Below are 13,544 nucleotides of genomic sequence, written 5' to 3'. Positions count from 1 at the left end.
GAGGGTCTCCAGTACCCAGACCGCCCCCATCGCACCCGCGCCACTGAAGCGGGAAGCAAGCCCCGCGCAGGACCGTTGCCCCCACGATGATCGTCACCATCAATCGCTTCCGGACATCCGCGGAGGAAGCCGAGCACCTGGAGGCCTCCTTCCGGGAGCGCTCGCGCCGGGTGGACCAGTACGAGGGATTCCTGGGACTGGAGGTCCTGCGCTCTTTCGAGCCGGAGCCCGAGTTCCTGTTGGTGACGCGCTGGAGGGACCGGGAGAGCCTGAAGGCCTACTTCCAGTCCGAGGATTTCAAGGCGACCAAGGCGGCCAGTGCCCGGCAGGACGCCACCTTCAGCATGTACGAGGTGGTAGCGGAGTGAGCAGCTTGATAAGGCGGGCCCCCTATGGCTGAACGTCTCGCCCTCTTCGCCACCACTGCTCGCGGTACCGAGGACCTCCTGGCCGAGGAGTTGAAGGAGCTCGGAGCGCGCCGCATCCGGCAGGACCGGGGCGGGGTGCGCTTCATGGCCTCGCTCGACGAGGCGCTCAAGGTATGCCTCTGGTCGCGCATCGCCATGCGCGTGCTCTACCCGCTGGGCGAGTTCGAGGCCCATGGAGCCGAGGGCCTGTACGAGGCGGTGGCGAGCGTGCCGTGGGAGGAGCACCTCACGCCGGAGACCACCTTCGCGGTGGAGGCCACGCTCAAGGACAGCGAGCACAGCCACACGGGCTTCGTGGCGCTGAAGGTGAAGGACGCGGTGGTGGACCGGATGCGCGACAAGCGGGGCGCGCGGCCGGACGTGGACCCCCGGAATCCGGACGTGCGCGTGGTCGCCCACCTGGTGCGCGAGCGGCTGTCACTCTCACTGGACCTGTGTGGCGAGCCGCTGCACCGCCGGGGCTACCGGGTGCGTCCGACTCCGGCGCCGCTGAAGGAGACGCTGGCGGCGGCCCTGCTGCGCGCGGCGGGCTACACGGGTGAGGAGGCGCTGGTGGACCCGATGTGTGGCTCGGGCACCATCCTCATCGAGGGAGGCCTCATCGCCCGGCGGCGCGCGCCCGGCATCGCCCGGGACTTCGCGGTGGAGAAGTGGCCGCACCTGGGCGCGCGGGCGCGGGAGCTGCTCGAGGACCTGAGGGCGGATGCCCGCCGCAACGAGCGCAAGGTGGCCGTCCCGATTCTCGGCTTCGACAAGGACCCCGAGGCGCTGGAGGCGGCGCGGCGCAACGTGAAGGCGGCGAAGCTGGCCGAGGAGATTCTCCTCGAGGAGGGAGACGCGACGAAGCTGCCTCCCCTGCCCGCCTCGGGGGGCCTGCTGCTCACCAATCCGCCCTATGGAGACCGGCTGGGCTCGGGCGGGCAGAAGGGCATGAAGAGCTTCTACTTCAAGCTGGGCGACAGCCTGCGGGCGCAGGCGGGCTGGCGCGTCTGGGTGCTCTCGGGCAACCCGGCCTTCGAGAGCGCCTTCCACTCGCGGCCCCGGAGCCGGCGAGATTTGTGGAACGGCCCCATCGCCTGCACGCTGCTGGGCTATTCGCCGCGCGGGGGCGAGCCGAAGTCAGAAGCGCCGCTCGGAGTGCCGCATGAGCCGCTGGATGTTGCTCCGGTGCGTCCAGACGATGAGGGCGAAGAGCAGCGCTGAGAGCCACGCGTACTCGGGGGCGCGGGCGGTGAGGGAGGCGACGGCGACGGCGGTGACCCCCCCGGCCAGGGAGCCGACGGAGCTGACGCGCCAGGCGGCCACGAGCCCGGCGTAGACGAGTGCCCCGGCGAGTGCCCCCAGCGGCACGAGCACGACGAGCACCCCGAGCGCGGTGGCCACGCCCTTGCCGCCGTGGAGCTTGAGCCAGACGGGGTAGACGTGGCCGAGGAAGGCGGAGAGGCCCACGGCGGCATGCAGGCGGGGCGCCTCGGGCTCGAGCCAGAGGGCCAGGGCGACGGCGAGGGCCCCCTTGAGGGCATCCAGCAGCAGCACCACGGCGCCGAGCTTCTTCCCGGCCACGCGGGTGACGTTGGTGGCGCCGATGTTGCCGCTGCCGCTCTGGCGCACATCCACGCCGCGGACCCAGCGGGTGAGCAGCACCCCGAAGGGCACGGAGCCCGCCAGGTAGCCGAGCAGCAGGAGGGCGGCGGGGTGCACGGGAGCGTCCTAGGCGAGCAGGTGGGGGAACTTCGTCTTCACCACCACCCAGGCGTAGTTGAGCAGGATCACGGTGGCGACGGTGATGCGGGCCCAGTGCCACTCGGTGGGGGACAGGTGGAGCCGGGGGATGGGCATGGCGAAGACGAGGTGCAGCACCATCACCACGATCATGAGGGCGAAGAAGAGGGCGGCCACCGTCCCGAGCGGGTTGGCGTCCCAGGCGCCGGCGAGGTTGAGGTGGGCGACCCGGTCGGCCACCCGCGTCAATCCGCAGCCGAGACAGGGCCAGCCGGTCGTTTCTCGCAGGACACAACCCCAGAAGGGAACGATCCGGGCCACGGGGATGTAGCGGGCGATGAGCAGTCCGAAGAGGCCCACGAGGCCGAGCACATCGGCGGGGCCGAAGGTGCGGTTGGGCTTGGGGAGGGTGACCTTCACGTCCGGTAGTGTAACCGGGATGGCGGGCACCTTGCCCGGACAAAGGCTTCGGGCTATCCGTGGGGGATGAAGACCTTCCGCTCCGCCCTGCTGACGCTGTTGGCCCTTCCCCTCATGGCGCTCGCCGAGGCTCCTGCCTCGAAGCCGGCCGTTCAAGAGGACTGCCCCCACCCGCCGCCGCCCGCCGAGGCCAAGAAGTCCACCGACGGTTGGACGCTGACGCGTGGCGAGGCGCTCAAGGGGGCTCCGGCGGTGAAGCTCTCCGAGCTGCTGGCGAAGCCGCAGCCGCACGACGGCAAGACGGTGCGGGTGGAGGGCCAGGTGCGCAAGGCGTGCCAGAAGAAGGGCTGCTGGATGGAACTCGCCGAGGGCGCGAAGGGTGCCGGGGTGCGGGTGACGTTCAAGGACTACGGCTTCTTCGTGCCGCTGGATTCGGCGGGCTCGGCGGCGCGGGTGGAGGGAGTGGTGAAGGTGACGGAACTGAGCGACTCCATGGCGAAGCACTACGAGGCCGAGGGCGCCATCGTGCCCCGCGGCGCGGACGGCAAGCCGCGCGAGGTGCAGCTGGTGGCCACGGGTGTGGAGCTGCGCCGCTGAGCGATGGCACGCGGCTTCAGCATGAGGGGCGTGATGGGCGCGGCCGATCGGGCCGTGCAATACGCCCGGAACTGGTTGCTGGCGACCGAGCCCGGCTCGCGCGTCCATGACGTGCAGGACGATCCGCGCTTCCAGCACCGAGGGGTGGACCTCTTGTGGGAGCTGCCCTCGGGAGAGGTGCGCGGCATCGAGGTGAAGGGTGACCGGCAACCCCGGCGCCGGCGCTACTTCTTCGAGTTGGTGTCCAACCTGGAGCGGGACACTCCGGGGTGCTTCCTGTACAGCGGCGCGGATCTGCTGGTGTACGTGTTCCTGGCGCAGGGGGAGCTGCACGTGTTGCCGCTGAAGACGGTGCGCGAGTGGTTCCTGCCGAGGGCGAAGTCGTACGAGCTGCGGCACACCTTCACGCAGACGGGAGCCATCCGCTACACGACGGTGGGTGCGGTGGTACCGGTGAAGGACGTGCAGGAGGCGGTGCCGGAGGTGAAGTACATTCCCCTGCCCCGCCGGGGACAGACGGCCGAGGACATCCAGGCCGCCGCGGAGGCGCAGGCCACCGCGGAAGCCCCACGACCCACCGAGGAAGACGTCCCGTACTGAGCCCACTTCCCCTCTCCCCCCGGGAGAGGGACGGGGTGAGGGTATCTGGGCTCGCGGGTTGAACCCCGTGGCCCCACTTGGGAACCACGGGTTGGGAACACCGCTCAGTGCTGATGCTGGTGACGGCGGTGCGTGGGGTGGGCCTCGTCGTGGGCCTTCTCGATGCGGGCGCGGTCCTTCTCGAGGGCCGCGAGCGCGGTGCGATCGCCGAGCTGCTTGTTGGCGTGCTCCAGGCGGGCGACGATATCCAGCGCGAGGTGCCAGTCCTGGACGCGCTCGGCCTCCTCGAGGATGGGGCGGCCCACGGTGGCGACCTTGTCATTGGCCTTGAGGTGCAGCAGGCCGTCCACGGCGAGCACGCGGGAGATGGGCGTGCGCGCGCTGTCCGTGGCCGCTTTCTGCAGCTCCTCGAGCGCCGCGTCCCGCTCACCGAGAGAGGCGCGGATGATGGGCTTGGAGATGCCGCGGCGATCCGGAAGGATGAACTCCTCCAGGTCGGCGAAGGCCTCGGCGTGCTCGCGGTGGCCGGCCTTGGCGAGCATCTCGGCCAGGTCGTCGAAGGCGCGGGCGGCGCGCTCGTCGAACACGCGCAGGGCCTCCTGCATGAAGCCGGTGTCGGGCTCGCCCTTGTCATTGACGGGCACGCGCTTGCGCACCTCGTTCATCCGCTCGAAGGAGGAGGCCACGGGGGCCTGCTGAACGCCCTGGAGGAGCTGCCCGAGGGCGCCCATCAACTGGGCGAGGCTCTCGGAGAGCTCGTACGGGGCGAGCCGGCCGGACAGCCAGCGCTTCCACAGCTCCCCGGCGGCGGCATACGGGAAGGGAGCGAACTGGCCGGTGCCCTTCCACTTCGGCATCCAGCTCTCGGCGATTCCAGCCGGGTACTGCTTCTCGGCGAGCTGGCGGAAGTCCGCCTCGCTGACCGTCACGCCATAGTGCCCGAGCGTCCCGACGATGGACTCCGTCGAGTAGTCCTTGAGCCCCTTGCGCTGCCACGCTTTGTCCACGCGATCCGTGCTCACTGCCGCTGAAAGCCTCCTGGCGCCTGGAAGCGGCGCGTGCGGCCTTGTAGCAGAGAGCGGGCGGCCCGGGGCAAGGTCTGGCCGCGCCAGTGTCAGACGTAGGGCGGAGCGATGTTCTCCACCCGGGGCCACTCGGTGGGCCGGCGCCGTCCATCCTCCACCCGGCGGGCGATGAAGGGCTGGCACTCGCGCTCCTGGAAGGCACGCTTGAAGGCGGCGAAGCTCCCACCGGCCTTCCAGGCGTCCATGGCGGCGAGCCCCGCCTCGGGACCGCACTGGGCGAGCATGTACTCCACCCATGCCCAGCGGGCCGAGGTGGGACGTACCTCGGCGCGTCCCTTGAGGCCCTTGCGCAGCCGCTCCAGCCGGCCCTCCACCTCGCGGATACCGGCGAAGGGGGCTCCATCCAGCGGGGTGTTGCGCTTGGCCACGAAGGGCGCCACGCCCAGCGCCACCGGGAGGATCTTCGACAGCTCCGTGGTGAAGCGGGCCAGCTCGTCGACGTCCGCATCCTCCTCCAGCGGCAGGCCGACGACGTTGTACACCTTGAGCTGCCGCATCCCCGCCGTCTTGGCGAAGTGGGCCGCGCGGATGATCTGCTCTTCCGAGTGCTTGCGATCCACCAGGTCCCGCATGCGCTGCGAGGCCCCATCCGCGGCCACGGTGAGGTTGGTGGCACCTCCGCGCCGCAGCTGATCCACCAACTCCTGGGTAAGCCGGTCCGCGCGCAGCGAGGACACACCCACCTCGCGGCCCGAGTCCACCAGGGTGCGCAGCAGCTCGACGATGCGGGGGTGATCCGTCACGGCGGCGCCCACGAGTCCCACGCGCTTCGCATGCTCGGGGATGAGCGACAGCACCCGCTCGGGTGGAACGGTGCGCATGCCGCCGTTGGTGGTGCGCCGCATGACGCAGTAGTGGCACCCGCGCGAGCAACCGCGCTCGGGCTCGATGAGGAACATCGAGCGCAGCTCCGTGTGGGGGGTGATGATGGCGGAGCGCGCTGGCAGCCGGGAGTCCGTGGCCTTGGCCACGTGGTAGCGCTTCCCTCCCCGCCCGGCCACGCGGAAGCCGGGGACGCCCGCCAGGTGCACCAGCAGGGCATCCTTCTCCATGGACTCCGCTGCCTCCAGCAGGACGTGGATGAGGTCATCGGCCTCGCCCTGCACGAGCACGTCCACGAAGGGCTCGAGCGGATCCGGATTGGAGAAGGTGAGCGGCCCGCCGGCCACCACGAGGGGGTGGCGCTCGTCGCGCTCCTCCTTGAGGAGGGGAATGCCGGAGAGCTCCAGCATGGAGAACAGGCCGGTCATCTCCAGCTCATAGGCCACGGAGAAGGCCAGCATGTGAAAGCTGGAGACGGGGGCCTGCGACTCGAAGGTGAACAGGGGCGTGCGCGTGCGGCGGTACGCCTCGACGTCGTCGGGCAGGAAGGCGCGCTCGGCGGTGGCTCCCGGGTGGCCGTAAATCTCCCGGTACATGGCCTGGTAGCCGAGCGAGCTCATGCCCACGTGGTAGGGGCTCGGGTAGCAGAGGGCCACCCGGTAGGGCGCCTCCTTGCGGAGCGTTCCCTGCTCATCGGCCAGCAGCGCCGCGACACGTTCAACCAGTGAGTACCGACCCTCCATGCACCTTCCCGGAAAGATTCGAAACGGAGTTCAATCGTCCATAAACACCGCGGCCCCGGGCCGCCACTCCCGCGTGGGGGAGGAGCAACCGGGGCCGCGATTCACTTCAGTTCAGCCTCTCGGAGGCTGGCTGCCTACTTGTTCTTGAAGGCAGGCACGCCCGTCGCCGGGTTCGGCACGCAGGCGGCCGCACCACCGGGGCCGATGCCGTCCACGCACACCGCGTCGAAGTCCGGGTTCAGACCGGAGCCCACGTCGCAACGATCCGCCGCGTTGGCCTCGGTCGGATTGTTGAAGGCCTCAACATCGCACTCCACCTGCGGCCACAGGGCCAGCACTTGGTACTCTGCCTCGCATTCCGGGTCCGCGTACTTCAGCGTACCCGTCAGCTGGGTGCCAGGCGCGGACGGATCCGAGTACACCTTCACGTCGGTGAACGTGTAGGACAGGGTCTCCTCGGGGACAACCGTGATGGTCTCGCCCGACTCCTCGACCGTACGGGTCACCGCCTTGGACGTCACGGAGGCGGAATTGAAGCCCGTGGTCGCGCACAGACCCTTGTCATCCGGCTCGTCGGCCAGGGTCTCGGACAGAGCCGTGGAGGCCTTGGCGATCTTGTAGTCGTCGGCGCGAGCACCTTCGACCCGATCCACCTCCTTCTCCTCCATCACCGGGTTGCCGTCCTCATCCACCTTGACGGAGCCATCGGCGTTGAGCGCCTCGTCCTCGTAGACGTAGGGCAAGAACCGATCGGCCAGCCCTTGCGGACGGAGGGCCAGCTTGGAGCCGACCTTGGTGAGCTGCTGGGTCTGCTCGTCCTTGGTGAACTGCACGTACTTCCAGACGCCCAGGGCCTCACCCTTCAGCTGGCCGCACGACTTGGTCGCGTCGCCGCTCTTCAGCACGTACACGGCCTGCCACGGGTAGTCCGTGGAGTCCTGCACGATGCAACCGGCGGAAGGCTGCTCGAGGGCGCAACCGGAGATGATGCCAGCCGCACCGATGAGAGCCACTGCAGTAACAATACGCTTGCTCATTGTTTCGAATCCCAATCCGGCTGGAGGTTCCTAGAACGTGTACTTCAGACCGAGGCGGATCTGACGCGGGGCTTGGTAGGAGGTGGCCTTCGTCCAGTTCAGGTTGCGCTGGCTCTCCGTCATCGGATTGCCGTTGGACTGCGTCACCTGCCCAGCCTGCAGGTCCATCGGGTTGCCGTCGATCTTGCCACCCTCGATGGGCAGCACGTACACGCCCGCGTTGGTGTAGGCGTTGTCGACCGTCGCGACCTCCTGGAAGTTGAACAGGTTGAACACGTCGAGGCTGAACGACACGACGTTGCTCTTGCTGATCCGGTAGTTCACGCCGATGTTGGAGTCGACGTTGTGGAGCCACGGGGTCCGGCCCACGGAGCCGCGGTTGAGGATGAACGCCTCGGTGCCGCCGTAGATGGGGTGACCACCCAGGGCGCTGATGGGCGTACCGGAGTTACCACGGTAGGACAGGCCCAGGCTGGCGCTCAGGTCCTTCGTGAAGTTGAACTCCTTGGCGCCGAACAGCTTGATGGCGTGGGTGCGGTCGTAGGGCAGCAGGCCCTCGCGGTTCTCCAGCAGCGACGTCAGGTCGAAGTCCGAGGTGATGTTCGGATCGAGCTGGCCGTTCTCCGGACGGAACAGACCGGCGTAGTTGCCGTACAGCCGCGACCAAGTGTAGCTCGCCTGCGCCAGCCAGCCATCGCTGAAGGTGCGGTTGAGGAGCACCGTGACCGCGTCGTAGTTACGCGTGGCCTTCGGGAACTCCTTGGCGAAGCCCTCGTTCGGGTTGCCGATGAAGTACGTGTGGCCGTCATCCCGGCTCATGTCCTCGATGACCGAGTTCATGTAGCGGTGGGTGTAGTTGGCACCCACGCGGATGTTGGCGAGCACTTCGTACTCGGCGCCCACGAGGAACTCATCCGAGCCCTGCGGCTTCAGCGCGGGATCCACCGGGGTGGTGTCCACCTTGCCGCCGAGGTACTTGAAGCTCGGATCCAGACCGGTCAGCGACCCTTCCTTCTCGATGACGGAGGACTGCTGACGGCACGCCTCCTGGCCCTCGTAGGTGGTGATGGTGGCGGGATCGCACGGAGCGCCCGTGCCACCCTGGCGGTAGGCCGCGTAGCTGGCCTCGGGCGGGAACGCGCGGTCCGCCATGTTGAGCGGAACCTGCTCGTAGTAGCGCGCGAAGTTCGCGTACACCTTCATGCGGCCGTTGGCCAGCGGGTCCACGACGAGGCCCAGGCGCGGAGACACCTGGTTGGGCAGCACGATGCCCAGCTGACCGGTGGCGCCGTACATCCACTGCGTGTCGTAGCGGACACCGGCGTTCAGCGTCACGCGGTTGGCGATCGTCCAGCTGTCCTGGATGAAGCCACCCACCGTGGTGCTGCGCGACAGGGAGTCCTGGAACCGCAGGTTCTCCGGCAGGTCAGGGCCGTTCTGGTAGCCGTAGCGGCGCGAGTCCAGCCAGCTGCCGTCGAGCTCCTCGGCCAGCACCACGCCACCCGAGAAGGTCTTGCGCTGCTGGTAGGTGAGCAGCTCCAGGTCGGCGCCCGCCTTGAGGACGTGGTTGCCGAGGGCCGAGAACATGTACGTGGCCTTGGCGTTCGCCTGGTAGCGGTCCAGCAGACCGTCCGTGATGAGGCCAGCGCCACCGGCGGCGTACGTGCGCACCGGGCAGGCGAGCGTGCCGCCCTGGCCGTCCGCGTTGCACAGGGCCTGCGCGTTCAGGTTCGTCTCGACGTCGGCGATGGAGCGCAGGTTGCGGAACTGGATCAGCGACAGGTTGGCGAGGACGTTCCCCGTGTCACCGATCTTCGAGCCGTCATCCGGCAGCGTGGAGGCCGTCTGGTGGAACCAACCCACGTTGGCGTCCACCAGCACCTTCTTGTCCATCAGGGCGCCGGCGTACTTCAGGGCCACCGTGGTGGCGCCCGACAGGTTCTGGATGTTGCCGTAGCTGTCCGGATCACCGGCCAGCGTGCCCGGCAGCGCGCCCGAGCGGGCGTTGATGCCCAGCGCGCCGTTACCACCCGACACGCTCGGGGTGCCCGCGAGGGAGACGGAGACGTTGTGGTCCTGGTTGATCAGGTACGTCAACTTGCCCATGTACTGCAGGCTCTGCCCGAACACGTCGAACTCGCGATCGGAGCCCGGGATCTTGGTCGCCTTGTTGAAGCCGGTGACCGGATCCTTCGCGACCCGGCGGCCCGTGGTGCCGTCCGCCCGCGTGAACTCCTCGATCTCGTAGGCGTTGACCGCGCGCGTGTGGGTGTAGTTGCTGAAGGACGGGGCCACACCGGCGAAGAACCAGAGCTTGTCCTTGATGATCGGACCGCCCAAGGTGGCGCCGAAGTCACCCATGGCCTGCAGGTTGTTGCGGCCGGTGATAACGGAGGCGTTGCTCACCACGGGGGTGCGCTGGCCCTCGAAGATGCCCGGGGTCAGGTTGCCGTAGACGGAGCCGTGGAACTCGTTGGAGCCGGACTTCGTCACCGCGTTGAGCACGCCGCCGGTGGAGCGGCCGTACTCCGGCATGTAACCGCCGGTGATGATGTTCACGTCCTGCACGAACTCGACGCTCAGCGGGCTGGCGTTGACGCCGAAGGCCGGGTCGTTCGTGGACAGACCGTCAACCACGTACCCGTTCTCAGGAGACGTGGTGCCGTTGATGGACACGCCGTACGTGTCGCTCTGGGCGCCCGGGGCGAGCTCGGCCAGGGACTCGAAGGAGCGCGCCGCGCCCCCCTTGCCGCCAGGACGGTTCACCGCGATGCGCTTGATGAACTCCTGATCCACGTTGACGCCGACGCTCGTCGAGCCGACGTCGATGGTCGGCGGCGTCGCCGTGACCACGATCGTCTCGCTCATCTCCTCCGGCAGCATCTCCACGTTCACGCGGATGGTGCGATCCAGGCGCAGCTGGATCTCCGACCGCGAGAACGGACGGTACGACTCCTTGTCGAACCGGAGCGTGTACACGCCGGGCGGGAGCTGGGGAATACGGTAGTTACCCTGAGCGTCCGTCACCACGACCTGCTCGCCCAGAAGGTTGGGCGACGTCGCCGTGACGACCACGTCAGCGACAGGCTTCTTGTTATCGGCACCGACAACCGTACCGATGATCACGCTATCGGCGTAAGCCGCGGTGCCGTACGACAGGCTCGCGACCACAACCACTCCAGTTGCCCGGAGCATCCGTCTCACTTGCATGCTGGGAACCCCTCCAAGGTGGGCTTGCACTGCAACTAAAATGGTACGGGAAAATACCTGGGGTCCACCAGTTGTCAATATGCCGTTGCATTTTGGTGACTACTGGGGCATTGGCCGATCACGCAGGTGGCCTTCCAGGGTGGGGTCACTTGCACCCGTTCCCGGTTTTTGTAATGTAGCGCGCCTTTTGCGATCCGGGCGGGACGAGGTGGGTGTCCACCGGAGTTCAGGAGCGTAGCGCATGTTCGACTCTGTCCTTGACCGCGGACAAGGCCCCAAGACGCGTTTCGGCGTGGGCACCTTCATCTCGGTCGTCCTTCACATCGGTCTCTTCGTGTTCGCCGTGTTCATCTCCCGGCCGTCGGAGAAGGAGAAGGAGAAGGAGGTGGAGGTCACCTTCAAGCAGGCCATGGCTCCCCCGGTCTCGGCCGCTCCGCCTCCTCCGCCTCCTCCGCCTCCTCCGGCGAAGAAGAGCAACCCCACCAAGAAGCCGGTGGTGAAGAAGCCGGACGTCATCGTCCAGCCCAAGGAGATCCCCCAGGAGAAGCCGCCCGAGGTGGAGCCTGATCCGAACGCGGGTCAGGAGGAGGAGGAGTCCACTGAAGAGGAGGTGGAGGGCGGTGTCGAAGGTGGCGTGGCCGGCGGCGTGATCGGCGGTGTGGTGGGTGGTGTGGTTGGCGGAGTGCTCGGCGGCCAGGTGGGCAGCACCGGAACGGACGTGCTTCCGTTCGGCGCGGGAATGACCCGCCCGGAGAAGATGTCGGGTCCGGCGCCGCAGTACACCCGCGAGGCCCTCGAGGCGCGCGTTCAGGGTCTGATGATCGTCAAGTGCGTCATCACCACCGAGGGAGCGATCGAGCGCTGCCGCATCATCAAGCCGTTGCCCCACATGGAGCAGGCGGTGTTGGATTCGCTGTATGCTCAGCGTTACAAGCCGGTGACGTTCCAGGGTCGGCCCGTGCAGGTCGACTACACCTTCAACATCCGTCTGAGCCTGCCCCGCTAGTCCAGGGCGTCGCCATTGTCGTAATCGCCGTACCCCAACCGCGCTCGAGGAGGAGCGCTTCCCCCAACCATGCAATTCACGCTTGCCGAAATCTGGGCGCACACGGGTCTTTTCGCCCGTTGCATCATCTTCACTCTGGCGATCATGTCCGTCGCGTCGTTGGTGGTCATGGCGGAGCGTATGATCGTCTTCCGCAAGACCCGCAGGGACTCGCGCAACTTCGCGGCCAAGATGGGCTCCATCCTGGCCAAGGGCGATCTGCAGCAGGCCGCCAACACCAACATGGGCAAGGAAATCGGCCACCTGGGCCGCGTGATCGGCTCCGGCCTGACCGCGTACCGCATCAGCCCTTCCGACAAGGAAGTGGCGGTGGAGTCGGTGGCGCGCGCCCTGGAGCGTCAGGCGCAGCGTGAGGTGCAGAGCCTCAAGCGCGGCCTGGGCGTGCTGGCCACGGTGGGCTCCACGGCCCCGTTCGTGGGTCTGCTGGGCACCACGATGGGTATCGTGAACGCCTTCCAGCTCATGGCGGCCGCGGGCTCCGGTGGTCTGGGCACCATCTCCGCCGGTATCGCCGAGGCGCTCATCACCACGGCCTTCGGTCTGCTGGTGGCCATCCCCGCCGTGATGGCCTACAACTTCCTGTCGGGCTGGGTGGACGCTCGCTCGGTGGACATCTCCGAGTCCTCCAACGAGTTCCTGGACGTGGTCGCGCGCAACCTGGGTGGTTCGCACGCGCCCCAGGCCTAATCCCAACGAGAGCCAAAGGCCCGCCTTCCAACGGATCTCCGCGAACCGGAGACCCTCCGTGGGAGGCGGGCGCTCTCTTCTCCAGGAACAGGTGCACGCATGGGAATGTCCGCAGGCGGCTCCCAAGGGGGCCCGAAGAGCGAGATCAACGTCACGCCGCTGGTAGACGTGGTGCTGGTGCTCCTCATCATCTTCATGGTCGTCACGCCCATGCTCCAGCGTGGCAAGTCCGTCACCCTGCCCAAGGCGGCCAAGGTGGAGGAAGACAAGGGCGGTACGACCGACCCGGATCCGATCATCCTCTCCGTCACCACGGACAAGAAGATGTTCGTGGAGCAGGACGAGTTTGACGCCGCGGGGCTGGAGGCGAAGTTGAAGGACACGCTCGCCTACCTGCCCAACAAGAAGATCCTCCTCAAGGGTGACAGCGCCCTCACCGTGGGCGATGTGCGCCAGGTGATGGAGGTCACCCGCAAGGCCAAGGCCAAGAAGATCTTCCTGGGCGTCGAGGAGTTGAAGAACTAGCCATGAGCACCACGCGCAAGTTTGTCAAAGCCTCAACTCCGCCCAACTCGGAAATCAACGTCACGCCGCTGGTGGACGTGGTGCTGGTTCTCCTCATCATCTTCATGGTCGTCACGCCGCTCCTCGAGAAGGACATCGAGGTGCGCATTCCGGAGACGGAAGACGTCCCCGTGGAGCAGATGCCGCAGGACAACAGCCAGCTGATCGTCAAGCTGGACGCCGACGGCACCTACTCCATCAACACCGAGACGGTGCAGAAGGACGAGTACGTCAACAAGCTCCGGCGCATGCTGACGGCCAAGAAGAAGGAGGACCGCATCGTCTTCTTCGTGGCGGACGACAAGGCGAACTACGGTCTGCTCGTGGCCGCCTTCGACGGCGCCAAGCAGGCCGGTGCCTTCGTGCTGGGCATGGCCACCGAGGACATCCCGGCCGCCGCCGCGGGTGGTGAGGTGGATCCGAACGCCCCTCCGGCTCCGGCCCCCGCCCCGGCCCCGTAGTCTCAGTGAGATTCACAACCCAGGAGCTCGTCGGCTAGAGTCCTCGACTCTGATGGCCGACGAGCTCTTGGTTTTCGAGCAGACCGTCGAGGCGGTCTTCGC

General features: G+C 67.7%; 14 protein-coding genes. 8 read left to right on the top strand and 6 right to left on the bottom strand.

The genetic code is table 11. From position 1 onward, the window contains the following. The first annotated feature begins 86 nt into the window (after positions 1-86). Together BO221_RS40870 and BO221_RS40865 are read left to right on the top strand one after the other, a co-directional pair. On the top strand, positions 87-368 hold the full coding sequence (locus BO221_RS40870; protein WP_073566354.1) for an antibiotic biosynthesis monooxygenase: 282 nt from the start codon (positions 87-89) through the stop codon (positions 366-368). A 24-nt stretch (positions 369-392) separates the two neighbouring features. Beyond that, complete coding sequence (locus BO221_RS40865) at positions 393-1,631, top strand: class I SAM-dependent RNA methyltransferase (protein WP_073566353.1); 1,239 nt, start codon at positions 393-395, stop codon at positions 1,629-1,631. On the opposite strand, the gene plsY is transcribed toward BO221_RS40865, so the two are convergent. Beyond that, on the bottom strand, positions 1,548-2,129 hold the full coding sequence (plsY, locus tag BO221_RS40860; RefSeq protein WP_073566352.1) for a glycerol-3-phosphate 1-O-acyltransferase PlsY: 582 nt from the start codon (positions 2,127-2,129) through the stop codon (positions 1,548-1,550). The genes BO221_RS40865 and plsY overlap by 84 nt on opposite strands. Positions 2,130-2,138: 9 nt before the next feature. After that, complete coding sequence (locus BO221_RS40855; protein ID WP_073566351.1) at positions 2,139-2,570, bottom strand: DUF2752 domain-containing protein; 432 nt, start codon at positions 2,568-2,570, stop codon at positions 2,139-2,141. Positions 2,571-2,636: 66 nt separating this feature from the next. Here BO221_RS40855 and BO221_RS40850 point away from each other — a divergent pair, with 66 nt between their 5' ends. Both BO221_RS40850 and BO221_RS40845 read left to right on the top strand, forming a co-directional pair. Next, positions 2,637-3,167 carry a DUF4920 domain-containing protein gene (locus BO221_RS40850; protein WP_073566350.1) on the top strand — a complete coding sequence of 177 codons (531 nt, stop codon included), beginning with the start codon at positions 2,637-2,639 and terminating at the stop codon, positions 3,165-3,167. A gap of 3 nt (positions 3,168-3,170) precedes the next feature. Next, complete coding sequence (locus tag BO221_RS40845; protein ID WP_073566349.1) at positions 3,171-3,767, top strand: hypothetical protein; 597 nt, start codon at positions 3,171-3,173, stop codon at positions 3,765-3,767. A 104-nt stretch (positions 3,768-3,871) separates the two neighbouring features. Here BO221_RS40845 and BO221_RS40840 read toward each other — a convergent pair whose 3' ends face one another. The 4 genes from BO221_RS40840 to BO221_RS40825 all read right to left on the bottom strand — a co-directional run bounded on the left by BO221_RS40840 (position 3,872) and on the right by BO221_RS40825 (position 10,664). Continuing rightward, a complete protein-coding gene (locus BO221_RS40840; RefSeq protein WP_198956294.1) occupies positions 3,872-4,789 on the bottom strand; it encodes a hypothetical protein in 918 nt (305 codons plus the stop codon). Between the two features lie 92 nt (positions 4,790-4,881). Next, a complete protein-coding gene (locus tag BO221_RS40835) occupies positions 4,882-6,417 on the bottom strand; it encodes a radical SAM protein (RefSeq protein ID WP_073566348.1) in 1,536 nt (511 codons plus the stop codon). A 134-nt stretch (positions 6,418-6,551) separates the two neighbouring features. Next, the gene (locus tag BO221_RS40830; protein ID WP_143195979.1) at positions 6,552-7,454 is read right to left on the bottom strand and encodes a hypothetical protein; all 903 of its coding nucleotides are present in this window, start codon (positions 7,452-7,454) and stop codon (positions 6,552-6,554) included. Positions 7,455-7,484: 30 nt separating this feature from the next. After that, complete coding sequence (locus BO221_RS40825) at positions 7,485-10,664, bottom strand: TonB-dependent receptor domain-containing protein (protein ID WP_073566346.1); 3,180 nt, start codon at positions 10,662-10,664, stop codon at positions 7,485-7,487. A 241-nt stretch (positions 10,665-10,905) separates the two neighbouring features. Here BO221_RS40825 and BO221_RS40820 point away from each other — a divergent pair, with 241 nt between their 5' ends. From BO221_RS40820 to BO221_RS40805, 4 genes are all read left to right on the top strand, one after another. Then, positions 10,906-11,670, top strand: a complete 765-nt coding sequence (locus BO221_RS40820) for an energy transducer TonB (RefSeq protein WP_073566345.1) — start codon at positions 10,906-10,908, stop codon at positions 11,668-11,670. A gap of 69 nt (positions 11,671-11,739) precedes the next feature. Then, positions 11,740-12,417 (top strand): MotA/TolQ/ExbB proton channel family protein, encoded by a 678-nt coding sequence (locus BO221_RS40815; RefSeq protein ID WP_043394067.1) that lies wholly within the window; start codon positions 11,740-11,742, stop codon positions 12,415-12,417. A gap of 99 nt (positions 12,418-12,516) precedes the next feature. Further along, positions 12,517-12,942, top strand: coding sequence for a biopolymer transporter ExbD (locus BO221_RS40810; RefSeq protein ID WP_073566344.1), 426 nt, complete (start codon positions 12,517-12,519; stop codon positions 12,940-12,942). Positions 12,943-12,944: 2 nt separating this feature from the next. Further along, positions 12,945-13,442: a biopolymer transporter ExbD gene (locus BO221_RS40805; RefSeq protein WP_073566343.1), complete on the top strand. Its 498-nt coding sequence runs from the start codon at positions 12,945-12,947 to the stop codon at positions 13,440-13,442. Positions 13,443-13,544 lie beyond the last annotated feature (102 nt).

Origin of the sequence: Archangium sp. Cb G35 (assembly GCF_001896145.1) — a bacterium.
In the GTDB taxonomy this organism is placed as follows: Bacteria; Myxococcota; Myxococcia; order Myxococcales; family Myxococcaceae; genus Archangium; species Archangium violaceum.
The sequence above is the reverse complement of the archived record's forward strand: the minus strand, read 5'-3'. Positions and strand labels throughout refer to the sequence as shown.